The sequence below is a fragment of the Alloiococcus otitis ATCC 51267 genome (genome assembly GCF_000315445.1).
Taxonomy (GTDB): Bacteria; Bacillota; Bacilli; order Lactobacillales; family Carnobacteriaceae_A; genus Alloiococcus; species Alloiococcus otitis.
The window spans coordinates 438,937-457,563 of record NZ_JH992958.1; the positions used below are offsets into that span (position 1 = coordinate 438,937).

The following is an 18,627-nucleotide window of genomic DNA, read 5'->3' on the forward strand; positions in this document are numbered from 1 at the left end:
TATTTATAAGAAAAAGCCCCTCCAATAAACTGGACCTTTAATTGTGAGGCGCAGTTGCAAAGGGGGAAAGGTATTCATTTGTTTTAAAAATGTAAATCGTCATCGTCTTCAGGCTCAATGATTTCAGCTTCCTGGTTTTTTTGCCGACGGTTGAAGAAATAGATAATCAAACCGATGACCAATAAGACGATGAGGACACCGAAGATAATCCGGGGCCAGCTTATTTGGGTTTCAGAAGAATCACTGGTAAAGATACTAGGTGAAACATCCATCATGTCCTGGCCGGTCTTTTCAAAGACGGTAGAAAAGTAGTCTTCTTCGCTAAAATCGGAATAGTAGTAATAGTCTAAGTAGTCAAACAAGATTCCCTGGGCTTCGTCGCCAAATATTTTGTGGGCCTCAGACCCGACCGCCGTGTGGTAGCTAACGCCTCGTTCATAATTGTCTCCCTCGAAAAAAACCAGAAGGAGGTGGGCTTCATCCGTAAAGAGCTGGTCGTAGAGGTCCTGGGTAAAGTTTTGGATTTCTTGAAATTCTGGATTGGTCTCCCCGTCGATCTCGTCAGTCAAGTAGAGGTGGGGCTGGATATTGGTAAGGTCATAGAAAACCTCCATGCCCTCTGTCAATTCATCGGGATTGGTTATCCAGTTGACCTGGTCGGTATAATAGTCTGTTTCGTTAACCAAACCTTCTGGAATGGGGTCTCGATCAATAGTTGAATCCCTAACTTGGACTTGGGGTTCAGCTTGGTTGAAGTCAAAGTTGGGGTTGTCGGAGTTATTGAGAAGGGTAATGCCCAGGATGAAGAGGAGGAGGACAAAGAGACCACACCCTAAGCCGTTGCCACAGCCACAGCCACCGCAGCCCCCGCCTGGTCCATAGTAGCGGCGGCGTCCGCCAGTCATGGACCCTAAGAGGAAGCCAGGTAAGAAGGAGCCAAAACCAAAGCCACCTCTCGGTCTTGAGTAGCCAGGTCTAGGTCTATAGCCTCCCTTATTAGGACCGCCACCACGGCCACTTCGTCCTCGACCACCGCCGACACCTTGTCTGAAACCACCAGCCCGTCCTCCGCCCATGCGGGGACCGCCTCGGCCGCCCCCCATGCCACGACCTCTTCTTGCCATAATAAAACTCCTTTCTCCACTGGTCTATCCCTTGCAAAAGGCTTGGTTTAAGCTTATCTGGACCAGAAAGTTTTGCTTCCGCTTGCTAACTACTTGTCTTTTTTACTGATATAGATATGGTTGACTGCGTTGGGACTAAGGATGGTTTTGACTCCTTGGTCATCTTTAAGGGTGATGGCCCCGTCAAAGGCCTGGATATCTGCGACTAAGTATTGCTTGTCTAGTTGGACTTCCTTTTGGGTTAGGTAGCTTAAGAGGGACCGGTCATCTTCGACTTGTTTGATGGTGATTTCATCGCCTACCCGGCAGGTGTTTAACCGGACATATTCGCTTGGGTCAACCTGCCCCGCCTGGTCAGGGATAAAGGCACCATGAGGGTCTATTTCTGGGTGGTTGAGGTAGTCGTCCAAGCGGTTGATCAATAAGTCGGAAGAAACATGTTCCAAAAGGTCCGCATCTTGGTGGAGCTCATGCCACTGGTAGCCTAACTTTTCATATAAGAAGACCTCCCACAAACGGTGCTTGCGGATCAATTGTTTGGCGATGGCCAAGCCCTTGTCTGTGAGTTGGACCCCCTTATATGGGTAGCTTTCGATAATATCTTCGGCTACCAAGCGGGCGTTCATTTCGGTTATGGATGCAGCTGAAACCTCTAAAATTTCAACCAGCTGGCGGTTGGTCACAATTTCCTGGTCACCGTTCAACTCGTAGATTGCCTTGATAAAATTCTCTTTGTTCGGGGTCAAAGAATCACCATCCTCCTTAGCGTTATCTATTATACATGGATTTTTAAGAAATTGAAATTCAAGTATTGACTTAGCGTATGTTTTAGGATAGACTAAAAATCAACCGATAGCATTATAAAATATATTATCAATTATAACAAAAGAAGGGATGAATGCTATGAAAATATTACTGATGACCTTAGTCGCCTTCCTCCTGACCGCCTGTGGCAATCAGGCAGAAGGAGGAAGCCAAGCCAATGACCAAGCAAGCGAAAATGGTGGTGACCCCATTAACTTTGTGGCGACGACCACTCACGCCAAAGATATCGTGACCCAAATTGGTGGTGACCACATTGAAGTCGATGCCTTGATGGGACCTGGTGTAGACCCTCACGAGTACCAACCTTCATCTGCCGATGTGGAGGCCTTGCAAAACGCGGAAGTCGTAGCTTATAACGGCTTGCACCTAGAAGGGATGTTTGACTCGGTTTTTGAATCTCTCGATGAGATGGGCAAAGATACTTTGATCTTGGCAGATGCCTTGTCAGAGGATCAAATCTTAGCCTCTGATGAAGATGACTTGGCCCATGACCCTCATATCTGGTTTAGTGTGGAAAACTGGCGTGATATTGCCCAGCATACAGCCGATTACCTCAGTAACCTAGACCCTGCCAATGAAGCGGACTACCAGGCTAATGCCGAAAATTACCTGGCTGAGTTAGATGAATTGGATGATTACATTAATAGTAGAATTGAAGAAGTACCGGAAGAATCCCGCTACCTGATCACAGCCCACGATGCCTTTAACTACTTTGGTGAAGACTTCGACTTTGAAGTGGTTGGGATCCAGGGCTTGAACACCAAAACAGAAGCGGGGACAGGCGATATCGCTGACTTGGCTGACTTTATTGTCGAAAACAATATCAAGGCCGTCTTTATTGAAAGTTCCGTGTCTGACCGTAACGTTTCTGCCTTGGTTGAAGCTGTTGAGTCCAGAGGCGGGAACTTAGAAATTGGGGGCGAACTTTATTCAGATGCCCTTGGTAGTGACGAAGATGGGGCTGGCAACTATATTGACATGTACAAAGCAAATATTGATACTATTGTTGATGCCCTCAAATAGGAGTGGTTAGAATGACAGAAGAAAACGACGTTGCTATAAAAGTAGATCAATTAACTGTAGCCTACGACCAAACTCCAGTTTTAGTGGATAATAATGTGACCTTTAAGAAAGGTCAGATGACAGCTATTGTAGGGCCAAATGGAGCTGGTAAGTCAACTCTCTTAGATAGTATTTTAGGCTTCTTGACCCCATTAAACGGTCAGGTGACCTTCTTTGACGGTCTCAGCTATAATCAGGCCCGGGACCAAGTTACCTACGTCCCGCAAAAACAAGCTGTGGACTGGCAATTTCCGGCCACGGTTATGGATGTTGTCTTAATGGGACGCTATGGCAAGCTAGGTCTTTTTAGCCGTTTGTCCAAAGAGGACCGAACCATCGCTCGGGATAAACTAAGGGCAGTAGAAATGTTAGACTATGCTGACCGCCAGATCAACCAATTGTCTGGTGGTCAAAAACAGCGTATCTTTCTAGCCCGGGCCCTAGCTGCTGAGGCAGAAATATACTTGCTAGATGAACCCTTGGCAGGGGTGGATAAAAAAACCGAAAAAATTATCATGGACCTCCTTGGTCAATTGACCCGGGAAGGCAAGACCGTGGTAGTGGTCCACCACGACCTCCATACGGTGGAAGCATACTTTGACCAGATCGTTTTCTTGAACAAAAAAATCTTTGCCAGTGGACCAGTGGCCGACATTTTTAATGACGAAACAGTTGACCGGACATTTCGGTCTGGCCAAGAAGTAGAGAAGGGTTATGAATGAGCGGAATTTTAGATTGGTCCTTTATGAGCCAGGTCCTTAGTGACTATACCTTTCAAATCGTTGCCTTAGGGACAGTAGTCCTAGGCATAGCTACTGGAGTAGTCGGGTCATTTGCTACCCTAAGACGGGAAAGTTTGATGGGGGATGCCTTGAGCCACGCAGCCTTGCCAGGTATTGGCCTAGCCTTTATCTTGATTCAAGTTAAAATCACCCCTCTCTTATTGCTAGGGGCTTTGGTGACTGGTTTAATTGCTATTTTCCTGATCCAGTTATTTACCAATAAGTTACCTGTCAAACTGGATGGGTCCATGGCCTTGATTTTATCCTCTTTCTTTGGCTTGGGTTTGGTCTTTCTGACCGCCATCCAAGGCCAAGAAAATGCCAACCAGGCCGGTCTCTCCAGCTTTGTTTTTGGTCAGGCCAGTGCCATGTTACGTAGTGATGTCCGGATGATTATCCTTGTTTCAGCCATTATTTTACTCGTGATAGCCCTGTGCTGGTATCCCTTTAAGCTGATCACCTTTGACCAACAATATGCCCAGTCCATTTATCCAAATATTAAATGGTATAACTTTACCATGGCTCTGTTAATTGTCGCAGCCATTATGATCGGTTTGGAGTCTGTTGGGGTTATCTTAATGTCAGCCCTCTTAGTGGGGCCATCGATAGCTGCTCGCCAGTGGACTGATCGCTTGCTTCCCCTTGTTATCCTAGCCGGAGTTTTTGGGGCTGTGTCCAGTTTTATCGGAACCTATATTTCCTCCACGGCTGGACGGATACCGACAGGACCAGCCATTGTGGTCGTCCTCAGCTTGATCTTATTTGCCAGTTTATTTATTGCCCCTAAAAATGGTCTGATCAGTCAAACCCTCAGACGACGAAAACAGCAACGAAAAATAAAACGGGAGGTGGCTGATCGATGAGTTATCTATTCCCTATGATTTTAATTGCCATTGTTGTTTCCATGGCTTCTAGTCTCTTAGGAACTTTCTTAGTCCTCAGGGGAGCAGCTATGGTATCAGATGCCATTACCCACACGGTCTTGTTGGGGATTGTCCTAGCCTACTTTGTCGTTCATGACTTAGACTCGCCTTTTCTGATGCTAGGGGCCACTTTGGTTGGTCTTTTAACAGTCTGGTTGATTGAATTGGTCAGCAAGTCCAAGTTAATCAACTACGATGGAGCGATCGGGGTTGTCTTCCCCTTCCTCTTCGGCTTAGCCATTATGCTCTTAACCTTGTATGCTAGTGGTACCCACTTAGACGTGGATGCTGTTTTGATGGGTGAATTAGGCTTTGCCCCCTTCAATCGTTTGATTATTAATGGGGTAGACCTTGGACCAGTTGCCTTGGTTCGGATGTCTATCATTCTTGTGATCAATATCTTATTTGTGACCATCTTTTACCGACAACTAAAAATTACTACCTTCGACCCAGGCTTTGCCCGGTCTATCGGGATTTCACCAAGCAAGTATTATTATGCTTTGATGACCTTGGTTTCTCTAACAGCAGTTGGGTCCTATGAAGCGGTAGGGTCAGTCTTGGTTGTTGGTTTCGTGGTTGGCCCAGCCTTGGCCGGTTACATGCTATCGGATGACCTCAAGCACATTATTGGCTTGGCCATGATCTTCTCCGTCCTCAACAGTGTCATCGGTGTCTACTTAGCCTATCAATTTGACACCACCTTTGCCGGCATGATTGCTGTGGTCACAGGGGTAACCACCATGCTTGTTATGGTCTTCTCCCCTAAAAAGGGCCTAGTCAGAAAGCTAGGCAAAAGTAAATCCTATAGTGAATCTAGCGCTTGACTTTCCAGTCATGGGCTAATTGACTAAACGACTTGACTCTCCTTCAAAAAAAGTCAAGTTCACCTGTAAGGTTTGAGCCTTACAGGTGTTTTTTTATGGGGGTTCGCTGGTTTCTAACTTCAGAGAATAAATCTGCAGCTGGGGCCGGCTTAGAAAATGTCTAATGGGGAGTTTGAATCTGGTTTAGGTGACTTTGTACCATTAAAGCCAGACTTAGGTTATAATGTGGGGGCAAGGAGGCTAACCATGTCCGTTTTTGATGAGTTAAAACAAGAAATTATGGCTGATCCCATGAACCAGGACTACACTGATAAAGGAATTGAACCCCTCTTCAGCGCTTCAAAAGAGGCCAAGATGGTCATCGTTGGTCAAGCACCGGGTAAAAAGGCTGAGGCAAGCCGGCTCTTTTGGAATGACCTCAGTGGGGACCGCCTTCGTGAGTGGATGGGAATTAGCCGCGAGCAATTTTACCAGACTGACCAGATTGTCCACCTCCCCATGGACTTTTACTATCCTGGTAAGGCCAAAACTGGAGACAAACCTCCCCGCAAGGCCTTTGCCAAGAAATGGCACCCCAAAATTTTGAAACAGATGCCCCAAGTTAAAACCATTGTGTTAGTGGGTAGCCATGCCCAAGAATTTTATTTGAGGAAAGACCGGAAGCGGAACCTGACAGAAACGGTCAAGAACTACCAAGACTACCTACCAAACTACTTGCCCCTTGTCCACCCCTCCCCCTTAAACATGGGCTGGCTAGCCAAGAATCCTTGGTTCGAAAAAGAAGTGGTGCCAGTTTTAAAAAAACGGGTCCAGGAGATTGTGGACGGGACAGCTGGATAGGTAAAAAATGCGAGGTGATAGTGGTGGCTACCCTAGCCGATGTTGCCAAACTGGCCAATGTTTCTAAAATGACTGTTTCCCGAGTATTGAACCACCCAGACCAGGTGTCTGACGAATTAAAAAGCTTGGTGTACCAGGCTATGGCTGACTTAAACTACCAACCAAACCGATTGGCCCGGGCCCTAGTGAACCAGCAAAACCAAATGATTAAGTTAATGATCTTAGAAGATACGGAATCAGTAGAACCCTATTATATGGCTTTATTAACTGGTATTGCCATGGAGTTAGACCGACACTCATATGGTTTACAAATATTGACCCGTGATAGTAAAAACTTGGGAAATAGCGATGGTTATATTATTTGTGGCATGCGGGAAGCTGATTTCCCTGAAATCGACCGACTTGACAAGCCAGTGGTCTTATTTGGTGAAAATAAGCATGGCTATGACTATGTCGATTCCAATAATAAAGAGGGCATTGCCCAGGTTACAAACTACTGCCAGCAAGTTGGCTACCAAAATTTGGTTTATATCGATATGGCTATTGATGAACCCTTTTCAAGGAGTCGACGGGAAGGCTATCAGGCAGTGATGACTCAATTGAAAAAACAGCCTAGGATTTTGACCTTTACCAACGATTCGGATGCCATTTTTGAATACTTAATGGACCAGGCCAGTTATTTCCAGCCAGGAACTGCCTTCATCTGCGCTTCAGACCGTCTGGCCTTAGGAGTCGTTCGGGCTTTGCAAATTCGCGGGGAAATAATTCCTAGTGATTATGGGGTAACAGGTCATGACGGTGTCTTTCTAGACCAAATAACTTATCCCAAGTTGACAACGATGAAGCAGGATATTAAAGAAATGGGAGCGGCCTGTGCCAACTTACTTATGGGGAAAATTAAGCAGGACAAACCTGGCCAGCACAAGCTCCTTTTCCCAACCAAACTTCGCTTGGGAGGAACGACCAAGTAAACAAGCCCTAGAAGTTGCTGTTCAAAAGCTAACTTCTAGGGCTTGTTTATTTTGTTACCGGTAACACCTAAGAAGAGGATTGAATGGAATCGATTTCATGATATGATAAATTGTGAAAAAGATGAGACAGTAGAAAAGAGGAGAGTATATGGCACAAAAGTGGTGGAAGGAAGCCGTTGTTTACCAAATCTACCCCCGGTCTTTCAAAGACTCCAATGGGGATGGGATCGGCGATATTCAAGGAATTATTCAAAAATTAGATTACTTAGAAGATCTAGGAATAGATGTGATCTGGATATGCCCCGTTTACCAGTCTCCAATGGATGATAATGGTTATGATATTAGTGACTACAAGTCCATCTTAGCCGAGTTTGGAACCATGGCAGACTTGGATGACTTGATTGACCAGGTCCACCAACGAGGTATGAAATTGCTGATGGACATTGTGATGAACCATACTTCTGATGAACATCCTTGGTTTATCGAATCCCGGTCCTCAAAAGACAATCCTTATCGTGATTATTATATTTGGCGACCGGCTAGTGAGGACGGCGGTCGGCCAAATAACTGGGAGTCCATCTTTAGTGGACCAGCCTGGGAGTGGGATGACCAGAGTCAAGAATACTACCTTCATGTTTTTTCTAAAAAACAACCGGATTTAAACTGGGAAAATCCAAAAGTTCGTAGAGACCTGCAAGAAATGACCAATTGGTGGCTAGACAAGGGAATTGATGGTTTTCGCGTGGATGCCATTAGCCATATCAAGAAGGCTCCAGGCCTACCAGACATGCCCAATCCCGATAACAAGGAAGTTGTTCCGTCTTTTGCTGGCCACATGAACCAGCCAGGTATTAATGACTTTCTTACCGAATTCCGTCAGGCTACTTTCGACCACTATGACATTATGACAGTAGGAGAAGCTAATGGAGTAGCTGTTGAAGATGCAGCAGAATGGGTAGGAGAAGACCATGGCCATTTTGATATGATCTTTCAATTCGAAGCCCTTGATTTATGGGGTAGCCAAGGAGGTGACTTTGACTTAAGGGACTATAAAAGAGTTATGACCAAATGGCAAAAAGGTCTGGAAGGTATGGGTTGGAATGCCTTGTATATTGAAAACCATGACCTAGTCCGGGCCACTTCAGCTATGGGAGATGAAGGGGACCTCCGCGAAAAATCTGCCAAGGCCCTGGCAACCATGTACTTCTTCATGCAGGGAACCCCTTATATTTACCAAGGTCAAGAAATTGGAATGACCAATGCCCACTTCGACCGGCTTGAGGACTATGACGATATCCAATCAGTTAACCGGGCCAAGTATATGATGGACCATGAAGGGGCTAGTCTAGAGGAAGCCATGGCATATATGTGGCAGAATTCTCGTGATAATGTCCGGACACCTATGCAGTGGGACCAGACTATGCATGCTGGCTTTACATCAGGCCAACCCTGGCTCAAGGTTAATGAAAATTATCCAAGTATTAATGTATCTAGATCATTGTCTGACCCAGATTCGATTTACCACTACTATAAAAAAATGATTCAGATCCGCCGGGAGTCACAGACTCTTATCTACGGGTCCTATGAATTGATTTTACCCGACCACCCGGAAGTTTATGCCTACCTTCGCCAGGGGGACGGGGAAACTTATCTCGTTGTTGTTAACATGTTTGATAATCCAAGCCAAGTCGATCTCAGTGACTACCAGGTAGACTTTACTGTCTTAGCCAATTATCCAATTGAGGAAGGTAAGCAAATCAAACAACTCAGACCTTATGAGGCGCGGTTGGTTAGGTTGCAAAATGAAAATGCTAATTGAATTTCCCAACATTAGAAAGGAGCATGACAAGTGATGCAGAAAATTCAACGTTTTGGAGGCGCTATGATTACCCCGGTATTGTTGTTTGCCTTTAACGGGTTAATGCTAGCCTTGTCTATTGCCTTCCAAAACCCTGATATAGTAGGGTCAATTGCCAACGAAGGAACTTTTTGGAATAATATTTGGAGTGTAATCGAACAAGGTGGTTGGGTTGTTTTCAACCACATGGAGATCTTATTTGTCCTCGGCTTGCCAATAGGACTAGCTAAAAAAGCACAAGCCCGGGCAGCATTAGAAGCCTTTGTCATATACATGACTTGGAATACCTTTATCAACGCTATGATGACAACCTGGAATTTTGGTGTCGACCTAACGGATGCGGAGGGTATTGGTGTCAAACAAATCGCAGGTGTGGTTACACTAGACACAAACATTATTGGAGCTATTTTAATTTCAGCTGTAGCTATTTGGTTACATAACCATTTCTTTGATACTCCCTTACCAGAATGGCTGGGAATCTTTTCTGGCTCCTCCTTTGTTGTCATACTCGGTTTCTTTTTGGCCCTTCCCCTTGCCTACTTGACAGCAGTCATCTGGCCTCCGATTCAAGAACTCATTTTCCAACTGCAAGGGGTCATGGCTACAAGTGGCACCCTTGGAGTCGGAATCTATGTATTTTTGGAGAAAATTTTAATTCCAACTGGTCTCCACCACTTTATTTACCAACCTTTTGAATTTGGGCCGGCAGTTGTGGAGGGAGGTTTAGTGGCACGTTGGTTTGAAATGCTTCCCGAAATTGCCTCCTTTGAAGGACCATTAAGGCAAATCTTCCCTGCTGGGGGATTCTTTTTCCAAAATGCCTCCAAACTCTTCTACCCAATTGGCATTGGGGCGGCTTTTATAGCTACAGCTAAACCAGAAAGACGGAAGCAAACACTTGCTTTAATTATCCCAACAGCTCTAACAGCTATCTTAACAGGGATTACCGAACCCTTTGAATTTACTTTCTTGTTCTTGGCTCCTCAATTGTTTTTGGTCCATGCCTTGCTTACAGCGACCTTTGCCATGACCATTTATAGCTTGGGTGTAGCTGGGAATATTGGTGGGGGCTTAATTGGTCACATCAGTGGCTTTGCTTTGCCTTTAATTAATAACCACCTGGACTCCCTTTTAATCTACTATGGGGCCGGACTCGTCTTTATCTTCATCTACTTTGCGGTCTTTCGTTTTGCCATCTTGCGGTTCGATATCAAAACCCCTGGACGTGAATTAGACGGTGAAGCGGTCAGAATGTATAGCAAATCTGATTATAAGGAAAAACAAAGAGCCAATCCTAACCAGGAAAAAGCCATCCAATTTTTAAGAGGCTTAGGCGGCAAAGAAAATATTAAGGAAGTGACCAACTGTGTCTCCCGTCTTCGTTTAATTGTCAAGGACGAAAGTATAGTTGAAGATGATCAATTCTTCAAAGCAGCTGGAGCTCACGGTGTCGTTAGAAATGGTTCGGGTATTCAAATAGTTGTAGGGATGGAAGTGCCGAAGGTTAGGGAATTCTTTGATGAATTATTGTAACTGGAGGGTGGCAGCTTGAAAATCTTAACTTTAAATACTCATTCTTGGTTAGAAGATCAACAAGCAGACAAGATAGAAGTCTTAGTAAATAAAATTGTGGAGGAAGGTTATGATTTACTTGCCCTCCAAGAAGTTAATCAAGCTTTAGATGACCCATCGGTTGAAGACGAAAGCTATATTGAAGCTGACATGGCTAGTCCTAAAATTCCACTCAAGACTAGTAACTTTGCTCATATTTTAGTAAGCCGGCTAATAGACCGGGGTCATCACTATTTTTATTCCTGGGTTCCAAGCCATATTGGCTATGGCAAGTATGATGAGGGTTTGGCTATCCTTGCTAAAAATAAATTTAAAGCAAGTAGCTATTTGCTTTCGGAAGATGACGACTATCGTCAATTTACTAGACGGGTCGGTCTCAAGGCCTTGGTTACGGTCGGAGGAGAAGACTATCACTTTTTTAATGTCCATTTATCATGGTGGGAGCGAGAAGGAGTTCCTTATTTTAAAGAAGAATGGGACCGACTATCTAATCACCTAGTGAAAGACGGTAAGTTGCTAGTAGTAGGTGACTTTAATAATAGTGCGGATGTCTCCAATGAAGGCTATGACTATATCTTTGACCAAAGACCGGATTTACTGGATAGTTACTATTCTGCTGACCAGGTTCTCGGGCAGGCGACTGTACAAGGGGCAATTGATGGTTGGGAAGGGAAAGAAGAGGCTAAGCGGATAGACCTAGTTTTAACTGACCGGTCAACCATTCCCAAAACTCATCGTCTTGTTTTTGATGGACAAAACGAGTCGGTAGTTAGTGACCATTGCGGAGTAGAAGTGATCATTTAAATAACAAGAAACTTTATGTAAAAAGCAAGCCAGTTAGCTTTTCCTAACTGGCTTACTTCTATGTGCGCCCGGCATGGGTGACAACTTGGTGGTGAAAGTCCACTGCAGGCCTGGCAGTAGGAACTGTTAGCTGAAGGCAAGGGTGTCCATCGTGAGGTGGAATCTGAAGGAAGCTGGAGGCAAACACTCGCACTGACGAACAGAAACTTCATATCAAGGCTGATTTGAGATGGATGAGCTTGCATAACAAAGTAAAGTCCAATACTGCACAAGTCCCTTTCAGTAAATGAAGCAGTGACATGAGTGGAAGGTTGTCACACCTTACTCGGGGAGGTCTCACTAGCGTTTAGTAGTAACAACGAATAGTGAGAAGTCAGCCGAGGTCATAGTAGCTACGTTGTAGCGAAGGACTGAACAATATTCATACAAAGTATAGAACGGAGGTTAAAGTTTACGAATAGGACAGAAAACAATCGAAGAGATTGGCAATCGGTGGAGAGAATAGGTGGAACCGAAAGGGTAAGCCGATGCGTCTAGTAAACTTTAGGTGAAATGACAGAAATGTATCGTAAGTCTCCAAACTTAATGGAGCAAGTTGTTGACAGAAGAAACTTGGAAACAGCAGCCAAAGCCGTTAAACGGAACAAAGGCGCTGCAGGTATTGACGGTATGACCGTTTTTGAGATAGAGGAGCACATTCAAGCGTATTATCAACCCTTACGGAAGAAATTACTTGATGGAACGTATAAGCCTCAACCAGTTAAACGAGTAGAAATACCAAAGCCGAATGGAGAAAAACGAAAGTTAGGTATACCTTGTGTGCGGGATAGAGTTGTTCAACAAGCCATACGGCAAGTAATTGAACCGATTATAGACCCGCACTTCTATGACAACAGTCACGGATTCCGACCAGGGAAAAGCACGCACAGTGCTCTCAAACAATGTGCACAGTATTATAAAGAAGGCTATCGTGTTGTAGTTGATTGTGACCTCAAACAATGCTTTGACACGCTCAATCACGACAAACTTATCTATTATCTTGAACAGTACATCCAAGATAAAATGATACTGAAAATTATCCGTAAGTTTTTGAGAGCGGGTGTAATTGATTTGACTAGCGAATTTATCGCAAGTGAAACAGGGGCACCACAAGGTGGTGTTCTATCACCGCTTTTGAGTAATGTGTACTTACATGAACTGGATAAAGAGTTGGTTAACCGTGGTCATCGATTTGTCCGATACGCAGATGACTTTGTCATCTACGTTAAATCAAAACGAGCCGGTGAACGGGTAATGAACAGCATCACACGCTTTATTGAAAAAGACTTAAAGTTAATCGTCAATCAAGACAAAAGCCAGGTTGGGTCTCCTACCCGTTTAAAGTTTTTGAGCTGTCTGATGAAGCAAGTGAATGGGGATTATCGTTTTATCCCCACCAAAGAAGCCAAGCAGAAATTCAAACGCAGATTGAGAAAGCTGACCAGTCGTAAACGGCCAGGTACTTTTAAAAAGATAATGACTGAAATTAATCGAGTCACCCGCGGTTGGATTAATTACTTTGGTTTAGGCTTCATTAAAAGCTTTATCAAAGAAGTTGAGCAATGGTTAAATCACCGTATCAGACAGCTGATTCTTAAACGGTGGAAACGTCCACGAACTATTATACCAAAGTTGGAACAATATGGACTGGACTTAGATTCAGCCAAACGGATTGCGTATTCACGCAAAAAGTACTGGCGACTGTCATGCACACATGAATTTCATCGTGCAATAACAACAGAAAGACTCAGCAAGTGGGGCTTAGTTCCACTAAGCACTATCGCTGAGTCTGCTTACGCAAGATATTGAACCGCCGTGTACGGAACCGTACGCACGGTGGTGTGAGAGGTCGACTAGCCAATTAATGGCTAGTCTCCTACTCGATTTCTATATAAGGGCAATAATAACGCAAATTGACCCTAGGGCTAGGGAGTTCCAGTTAAGCCCTTTAATGTCGGACTGCCATACCCCGATGGCACTTAAGATCATGGCAATAATCCCCAGCGGAATCCCCCAAATAAAGAAGCCGATGATGGACAGGGCAATAGCTAAGTAGCCGATGTATTTTCCTTGTTGGTCCGTTAGCATGTCATAACCTCCACTTCAGTCTCTTTGATTATACGTGATTGCTTAGCCTAACTCAAACCAGACTTCTTAGTCTAAGACATGGATATAGCGACTAGGGGGATAGTCTTCAATGGGGAGGCTAGGTTCTTGGTTGCTTGTTAATTGGTAAAGGATTTTGCCGACCAGAGGCCCTGCGGTGAGACCAGTTGACCCTAGACCAGAAGCGGCCACCACCCCGTCCAAGCCAGGAACCGGACCGAAGAAGGGGGCGTAGTCAGATGTGTAGGCCCGGGTCCCGACCCGGTAGTTGACAACCCGGTCCCGGGACAAGCGGTTCGAAAAAACTCCCTGAGCCGCATCGACCATCCGGAGCACTAGGCTCCTGTCTAAATCCAAGTTAAAGCCCATGTCATCTTCATGGCTGGCTCCTACGATGACTTGGCCATTGTCAAAGGGGATGATGTCACTTTCTCCTTCTGGCATGACAACGGGCCAGGTCGAAGTAGCCTGGTCAAGTTGGAGTTCAGCAAGTTGGCCTTTTTGGGCCCGGACATCAACTTGGTAGCCCAGGGGTTCCAGGCTTTCCTTCAACCATGCAGCATTAGCCAAGACCAACTTGTCAAAATGGCCAGAAAAGTTTGGGCTCAGCAGTTGGTAAGGAGCAGTTTGGCTTTTTATCTGGACTTTTTCCTGGATGATTTGGCCTCCCTGGTCTTTTATTTTATCCAAAAGGAGGTCAACCAAGTGACTGCCGTCCACCTTGGCCCCACCTGAAGCCCAGAGAGCCCCGGCTTTTTTGTCATAGATGGGCACTAAGTCACGAATGTCTTGAGGACTTAAGATCTTGAGTTCACCGATTTCTGGAGCCTTTTCCCTTCGCTTGAGGCCAATTTCTAGCATTTCCTCCAGGTATTCTGGTTTAGACTTGAACAAGAGGGTACCGACCTGCTTGTAGACCGACTGGGGAATTCGCTTGCCTTGGCTCACTTCTTGCATAAAGTCGGGGTAAAAGGCGGCAGCATCCTTGACCATTCGGTACCATTTCTTGTTCCGCCGGCGGGAAAGCCAGGGACTGATAATACCAGCTGCAGCCCTGGTTCCCTGGCCCTGTCTATGGTCAAAAAGTGTGAGGTCAATCCCTGGGTCTTTGCTGAGGTAGAAGGCAGCACTTGCTCCGACAATGCCTCCACCAATCACAGCAACATTACTTGTCAATACAATCCCTCTCTCTTAACGATATCTTTCCTCTATTGTAGCAAATAAAATGAAATTTGTAACAAGGCTTTCTTCCCCTTAGTAACTTAAGCAAGTCACTGGGGGCAACTTGGGCTAAAAACACAAAATCCCAAAGCCTGGTCAACCAGGCCTTGGGAAGGGGTAGTTAACAAAGTTAAGTTTTAGAAGGCCCGTTCAAGGTGGCCATCTTCTGCTAGGTCATCTAAAAATTCAGTCACACGATCAGAGGTAAAGGCTTCTTTGAGCTTTTCAGCTTCCGGTGTGTCGGCATTTTCTTCTCTGACAACGACTGAGATGGCAAAGAGGTTGTCTGGGTCTTCTTCCAGAATTAAAGCATCATCTGGGGTTAAACCAGCAGCCTGTTCAATAAAGGTGGGGTAGGCAAAAACTAAGTCATAGCCGTCTAGGTAACCTTGAGCAGTATTGGACACTTCGAGTTCAACGAACTGGAGGTCATAGGGGTTATCTTCAATGTTATCCAGGCTTGGGAATAATTCTTCCTCATCATCCAGGGTGATCAGGTCGTGCTGTTCAAGGATGAAGAGTGACCGGGCAGTGTTAGCCATGTCACCGGCAATAACTACTTCAGCCCCTTCTTCCAAGTCATCGATGGAGTCGTAGTTGGGAGAGTAGAAGCCAACGATGGCATTGTAGATTTTTTGGATCGCCACCAAGTCTCCATCTCTTTCTTCGTTAAAAATTTCCATAAAAGGTTCGTGTTGGGCAAAGCTAGCAAAGGCCTCATCGTTTAAGACAGCTTCATTGTATTGGATGTTGTCATTGACTGGGACCAATTCCCCTTGGAAGCCCTGGTCTTCTAGCTCTTCAATGGCGAGTTCGACGACATCGACCATGGGGGTAGTGTGGCTAGCGATGGAGAAGTTAAAGTCTTCTGGGATGTCGCTAGCCGTGTCTTCAGCTTGGTCATCTTCTTGGTTGTCAGCTTCACCCTGGTTATCTGTATCATCTTGACTGTCATTTTGGTCTTCTGCTTGATCGTCAGTTTGGCCAGTGTTTTCTTCACTTTCCTGGGTAGGGTCTGCTTCTTGGCCACCGTTATCGTTGCAAGCAACGAGGACCAGGCTAGCAGCAGTAACCATGCCCAATTTCTTCAGTAATCCTTGTCTAAGTTCCATCGTAATACTCCTTTTTGTATTATTTTTTATCAAATTTTCTAGCGAGTTTGAGGCCCAACCATTGGGCGATTTCCACCAGGACAATAATAATGACGATGGCGGTATACATAATGTCCGTTTCAAACCTTTGGTAACCGTAGCGGATGGCAAAGTCCCCAATCCCTCCGCCACCGACCACCCCCATGATGGTGGAGTAAGAAACAAAACTAACCAGGGCGGTCGTGAAGCCGATAATCAAGGAGGACCGAGCTTCAACATAGAGGAATTTGAAGACCAGTTGGGAGGTTGAAGCTCCCATGGCTTCTGCTAGTTCAATGACCCCGGTCGGCACGTCGAGCAAAGACTGTTCCACAAACCGGGCATAGAGGGCCAGGGAAATGAGCATCATGGGGAAGGAGGCTGCCACAGGGTCTCCCGTTGCCCGGCCGTAAAAGCGGCGGATTAAGGGAAGCATGGCGACCACCAGTAAGAGGAAGGGGAAGGCCCGGATAATATTGACAAAGGTATTGGCAATGTTGTTGATGACCTTGTTTTCCCGTGGTTTGCCATCGGAGGTCAAAAAGAGGAGGGTTCCTAAGGGGAGACCGAGCAAGATAGCAGCGGCCATGGCAAAGACCATCATAATGCCAGTATCAATTAAACTTTGGATAATTTCTGGCATAAAATCCACCAGACGTTCCGAATAAGGCTCATCTGTTGTAGCTAGTAGGGTAATCATGCTTGTAGCACCTCACTTGCCCGTGTCTTGTAGTCCATATCCTGGTAGGGATTATCCCTTTTCTTCACATCAAGGATGGAAACCACTTTTCCTTCTTCCATGACGGCTGACCGGTCACATAGTTGCTTGACCACTTCCAGCTCGTGGGTCACCACTAGGATGGTCATTTCAAATTCTTGGTTGGCCTGTTTCAGGAGCTGGACAATTTCGTCCGTAGTCAACTGGTCTAAGGCAGAGGTCGGTTCATCACACAAGAGGATCTTGGGCTTGGTAATCAGGGCCCGGGCAATCCCCACTCTCTGCTTTTGGCCTCCAGACAATTCAGCAGGATAGGCATCCCGCTTGTCAGTGAGCCCGACAAAGTCTAAGACATGGTCAACCTCCAAGACTTCTTGGTGCTTATGTAATTCTAGTGGCAAGGTAATATTTTCTTGGATGGTCTTGTTGTTGAGTAAGTTGAATTGTTGGAAAACCATGCCAATTTCACTCCGGTGACGCTGGAGTTGCTTGCCGGCTAGGTCCCCAACTTTTACTCCGTCAACAAGGACATGACCGGAAGTTGGGTATTCCAAGGCATTGATCATCCGCAGTAGGGTAGACTTGCCGGCCCCGCTTTCACCGATCACGCCAAAGCATTCCTGGGATTGGATGGTCAAGTTAACATCCGACAGGGCCAGGGTCTCCTTACTAGCACGCTCAAATTTTTTGGAGACGGACTCAAATTGGATCACAGTATTCCTCCTAGGCAAAAATCTTTTCGTAAACAGTATAAAATCCTCTCTTAACCTTGTCTAATAAGTATGAAAGATTGGTCTTGCCAGGAGCAAAAAAATGTAAGCGTTATTAAATTCACCCTTAACCAGGCCTATGGTTAAGGATTTTTACCTAATATAAAAAAGGAAGATAAAAAGCAAAATTGTTTTTTTATCTTCAGCTAAATCAGACGACGTGTAAAAGACAAAAAACCACCTATCCTTGGGGTAAGATAGGTGGAAAAGGAGTTGTCTTATTACATGGGGTGTAATAAAACGGGTATTGCTTATGTGGGTATGGTTTTATTATAGGCTAAGTCTATGAACAATGTGTGATGGAAAAGTAAAGAAAAGGTGAATTTTGAAAGGATGGACATAGAGGCGGCAAATTAAGGAGGGAGACCTAAGACATCTGCTATTCACTGCTTTTGCTACACCAATTTGGTTATCTACCACAACAAAAAACACCAACCCCGGGGAAGAGTCGGTGTTTTCAGTTATGTCATATAAGAATGTTGAGTACAATTTGTAAGGGGGAATTATATCTCAACACCTACAAGTCCATAGTAGCACCCAGTTAGAACATGGTCTTTAAAGGCCATTAAGTATTCAGTAAGAATTACCGCGACCATTCTCATTAAGATAGGCTGGATTTTTGACACAAAAAAGCGCCAAGTTAAACTTGACGCCTTGGTGGTTGGACGAGGCCGTCACCGGCCCTTCAGCCGAGACCCACCTTTAGGAGTATAAGTGAAGTATTTGATACACCACAAGGCAGCAATACCGACAATGATGTAGATAATATCGGTTATATTTTGGTTGTACTCTCCAAAGAATTCTTCAAAAACATTAAAGCTCAACAAGCCAATCAGCAAGAGATGGATGCCAGCTAAGATAAGTATCAATAAGGCTAAACGGTCTAGAATTTTCATTTATTTCCCTCCTTATACCCCTGTATTTTACCATATTAAAGTAAAGGGCCAAAGCCCCTTACTTGTTTGGAGATTAACCTATGACTTTGCAGTGTTTGCCCCCTTCACTAGATTACTTCTGGTGAGACTTAGCCCATAGCTTAAGGGGGTCTAGCTTGTTGT

18 protein-coding genes are annotated in these 18,627 nt (G+C 45.1%); 10 read left to right on the forward strand and 8 right to left on the reverse strand.

Translation table 11 applies throughout. The annotated features are described in order from the left end of the window. Nucleotides 1–83: 83 nt before the first annotated feature. Both HMPREF9698_RS09010 and HMPREF9698_RS04580 read right to left on the reverse strand, forming a co-directional pair. Nucleotides 84–1,124, reverse strand: coding sequence for an EGFR-like transmembrane domain-containing protein (locus tag HMPREF9698_RS09010; RefSeq protein WP_003777777.1), 1,041 nt, complete (start codon nt 1,122–1,124; stop codon nt 84–86). An 89-nt stretch (nt 1,125–1,213) separates the two neighbouring features. Then, entirely contained in the window at nt 1,214–1,870 is a 657-nt protein-coding gene (locus HMPREF9698_RS04580; RefSeq protein ID WP_003777779.1) for a metal-dependent transcriptional regulator, read from the reverse strand. Nucleotides 1,871–2,027: 157 nt separating this feature from the next. Between HMPREF9698_RS04580 and HMPREF9698_RS04585 the strand changes: the two genes are divergently transcribed. The 10 genes from HMPREF9698_RS04585 to ltrA all read left to right on the forward strand — a co-directional run bounded on the left by HMPREF9698_RS04585 (nt 2,028) and on the right by ltrA (nt 13,433). After that, entirely contained in the window at nt 2,028–2,972 is a 945-nt protein-coding gene (locus HMPREF9698_RS04585; RefSeq protein WP_003777781.1) for a metal ABC transporter solute-binding protein, Zn/Mn family, read from the forward strand. Nucleotides 2,973–2,983: 11 nt separating this feature from the next. Further along, the gene (locus HMPREF9698_RS04590) at nt 2,984–3,733 is read left to right on the forward strand and encodes a metal ABC transporter ATP-binding protein (RefSeq protein WP_003777783.1); all 750 of its coding nucleotides are present in this window, start codon (nt 2,984–2,986) and stop codon (nt 3,731–3,733) included. After that, nucleotides 3,730–4,656 (forward strand): metal ABC transporter permease, encoded by a 927-nt coding sequence (locus HMPREF9698_RS04595; protein WP_003777785.1) that lies wholly within the window; start codon nt 3,730–3,732, stop codon nt 4,654–4,656. Before HMPREF9698_RS04590 ends, HMPREF9698_RS04595 begins: the two co-directional genes overlap by 4 nt. Then, nucleotides 4,653–5,540 (forward strand): metal ABC transporter permease, encoded by an 888-nt coding sequence (locus HMPREF9698_RS04600; protein WP_003777786.1) that lies wholly within the window; start codon nt 4,653–4,655, stop codon nt 5,538–5,540. The genes HMPREF9698_RS04595 and HMPREF9698_RS04600 overlap by 4 nt, the downstream gene beginning before the upstream one ends. A gap of 246 nt (nt 5,541–5,786) precedes the next feature. Continuing rightward, entirely contained in the window at nt 5,787–6,380 is a 594-nt protein-coding gene (locus HMPREF9698_RS04605) for a uracil-DNA glycosylase family protein (protein WP_003777789.1), read from the forward strand. 23 nt (nt 6,381–6,403) lie between these two features. Then, complete coding sequence (locus HMPREF9698_RS04610) at nt 6,404–7,351, forward strand: LacI family DNA-binding transcriptional regulator (protein ID WP_040292474.1); 948 nt, start codon at nt 6,404–6,406, stop codon at nt 7,349–7,351. A 148-nt stretch (nt 7,352–7,499) separates the two neighbouring features. Then, nucleotides 7,500–9,170: a glycoside hydrolase family 13 protein gene (locus HMPREF9698_RS04615; RefSeq protein WP_003777795.1), complete on the forward strand. Its 1,671-nt coding sequence runs from the start codon at nt 7,500–7,502 to the stop codon at nt 9,168–9,170. A 33-nt stretch (nt 9,171–9,203) separates the two neighbouring features. Then, nucleotides 9,204–10,742 (forward strand): alpha-glucoside-specific PTS transporter subunit IIBC, encoded by a 1,539-nt coding sequence (locus HMPREF9698_RS04620; protein ID WP_003777796.1) that lies wholly within the window; start codon nt 9,204–9,206, stop codon nt 10,740–10,742. A gap of 15 nt (nt 10,743–10,757) precedes the next feature. Beyond that, nucleotides 10,758–11,585, forward strand: coding sequence for an endonuclease/exonuclease/phosphatase family protein (locus HMPREF9698_RS04625; RefSeq protein ID WP_003777797.1), 828 nt, complete (start codon nt 10,758–10,760; stop codon nt 11,583–11,585). Between the two features lie 552 nt (nt 11,586–12,137). Continuing rightward, on the forward strand, nt 12,138–13,433 hold the full coding sequence (ltrA, locus tag HMPREF9698_RS04630; RefSeq protein WP_003777799.1) for a group II intron reverse transcriptase/maturase: 1,296 nt from the start codon (nt 12,138–12,140) through the stop codon (nt 13,431–13,433). 78 nt (nt 13,434–13,511) lie between these two features. On the opposite strand, the gene HMPREF9698_RS04635 is transcribed toward ltrA, so the two are convergent. From HMPREF9698_RS04635 to HMPREF9698_RS04660, 6 genes are all read right to left on the reverse strand, one after another. Then, nucleotides 13,512–13,712 carry a hypothetical protein gene (locus tag HMPREF9698_RS04635; RefSeq protein ID WP_003777801.1) on the reverse strand — a complete coding sequence of 67 codons (201 nt, stop codon included), beginning with the start codon at nt 13,710–13,712 and terminating at the stop codon, nt 13,512–13,514. Nucleotides 13,713–13,778: 66 nt separating this feature from the next. Beyond that, on the reverse strand, nt 13,779–14,906 hold the full coding sequence (locus HMPREF9698_RS04640; protein WP_003777803.1) for an NAD(P)/FAD-dependent oxidoreductase: 1,128 nt from the start codon (nt 14,904–14,906) through the stop codon (nt 13,779–13,781). A gap of 182 nt (nt 14,907–15,088) precedes the next feature. Then, on the reverse strand, nt 15,089–16,063 hold the full coding sequence (locus HMPREF9698_RS04645; protein WP_003777805.1) for a MetQ/NlpA family ABC transporter substrate-binding protein: 975 nt from the start codon (nt 16,061–16,063) through the stop codon (nt 15,089–15,091). A gap of 19 nt (nt 16,064–16,082) precedes the next feature. Further along, nucleotides 16,083–16,781 carry a methionine ABC transporter permease gene (locus HMPREF9698_RS04650; protein ID WP_003777807.1) on the reverse strand — a complete coding sequence of 233 codons (699 nt, stop codon included), beginning with the start codon at nt 16,779–16,781 and terminating at the stop codon, nt 16,083–16,085. Next, nucleotides 16,778–17,512 carry a methionine ABC transporter ATP-binding protein gene (locus HMPREF9698_RS04655; RefSeq protein WP_003777809.1) on the reverse strand — a complete coding sequence of 245 codons (735 nt, stop codon included), beginning with the start codon at nt 17,510–17,512 and terminating at the stop codon, nt 16,778–16,780. Before HMPREF9698_RS04655 ends, HMPREF9698_RS04650 begins: the two co-directional genes overlap by 4 nt. Nucleotides 17,513–18,243: 731 nt before the next feature. Then, nucleotides 18,244–18,465: a DUF378 domain-containing protein gene (locus HMPREF9698_RS04660; RefSeq protein WP_003777810.1), complete on the reverse strand. Its 222-nt coding sequence runs from the start codon at nt 18,463–18,465 to the stop codon at nt 18,244–18,246. Nucleotides 18,466–18,627 lie beyond the last annotated feature (162 nt).

What these genes read in the sequence shown, in the direction of transcription:
- HMPREF9698_RS04585 (WP_003777781.1), top strand. Translation starts at nt 2,028, where the DNA reads ATGAAAATATTACTGATGACCTTAGTCGCCTTCCTCCTGACCGCCTGT.
- HMPREF9698_RS04635 (WP_003777801.1), bottom strand. Translation starts at nt 13,712, where the DNA reads ATGCTAACGGACCAACAAGGAAAATACATCGGCTACTTAGCTATTGCC.
- ltrA (WP_003777799.1), top strand. Translation starts at nt 12,138, where the DNA reads ATGACAGAAATGTATCGTAAGTCTCCAAACTTAATGGAGCAAGTTGTT.
- HMPREF9698_RS04600 (WP_003777786.1), top strand. Translation starts at nt 4,653, where the DNA reads ATGAGTTATCTATTCCCTATGATTTTAATTGCCATTGTTGTTTCCATG.
- HMPREF9698_RS04595 (WP_003777785.1), top strand. Translation starts at nt 3,730, where the DNA reads ATGAGCGGAATTTTAGATTGGTCCTTTATGAGCCAGGTCCTTAGTGAC.
- HMPREF9698_RS04590 (WP_003777783.1), top strand. Translation starts at nt 2,984, where the DNA reads ATGACAGAAGAAAACGACGTTGCTATAAAAGTAGATCAATTAACTGTA.
- HMPREF9698_RS04650 (WP_003777807.1), bottom strand. Translation starts at nt 16,781, where the DNA reads ATGATTACCCTACTAGCTACAACAGATGAGCCTTATTCGGAACGTCTG.
- HMPREF9698_RS04660 (WP_003777810.1), bottom strand. Translation starts at nt 18,465, where the DNA reads ATGAAAATTCTAGACCGTTTAGCCTTATTGATACTTATCTTAGCTGGC.
- HMPREF9698_RS04620 (WP_003777796.1), top strand. Translation starts at nt 9,204, where the DNA reads ATGCAGAAAATTCAACGTTTTGGAGGCGCTATGATTACCCCGGTATTG.
- HMPREF9698_RS09010 (WP_003777777.1), bottom strand. Translation starts at nt 1,124, where the DNA reads ATGGCAAGAAGAGGTCGTGGCATGGGGGGCGGCCGAGGCGGTCCCCGC.
- HMPREF9698_RS04605 (WP_003777789.1), top strand. Translation starts at nt 5,787, where the DNA reads ATGTCCGTTTTTGATGAGTTAAAACAAGAAATTATGGCTGATCCCATG.
- HMPREF9698_RS04615 (WP_003777795.1), top strand. Translation starts at nt 7,500, where the DNA reads ATGGCACAAAAGTGGTGGAAGGAAGCCGTTGTTTACCAAATCTACCCC.
- HMPREF9698_RS04645 (WP_003777805.1), bottom strand. Translation starts at nt 16,063, where the DNA reads ATGGAACTTAGACAAGGATTACTGAAGAAATTGGGCATGGTTACTGCT.